This is a genomic window from Pseudoalteromonas sp. GW168-MNA-CIBAN-0100 (assembly GCF_040309225.1).
Taxonomy (GTDB): domain Bacteria; phylum Pseudomonadota; class Gammaproteobacteria; order Enterobacterales; family Alteromonadaceae; genus Pseudoalteromonas; species Pseudoalteromonas arctica.
The window spans coordinates 1-237 of record NZ_JBEOOL010001085.1 but is presented as its reverse complement, the minus strand read 5'-3'; the positions used below and the strand labels follow the sequence as shown (position 1 = coordinate 237).

The window sequence follows — 237 nt, the reverse complement described above, 5'->3', positions numbered from 1 at the left end:
TGGAATGCGATGAAACCCGTATCGATTTTAGAATAAAAACCGGTTACGTAGATATTAAAGCCAACAACCTTGAACACGCGCTACAACTTATAACGAATGCGTGCGTAAAAGGTGACGCCCTTTCGGTCGGGTTACTTGGTAATGCTGCCGATGTGTTTAGCACTTTAGTTAAAAGTGGCGTTACTCACGATGTGGTCACCGATCAAACCTCAGCACACGATCCGCTAAATGGCTATT

Annotated in this window: 1 pseudogene; it reads left to right on the top strand. The window is 44.3% G+C overall.

Annotated features, from left to right (window positions below):
* Positions 1-237 (top strand): annotated as a pseudogene (locus AAEY62_RS24700) (urocanate hydratase); the annotation flags it as partial.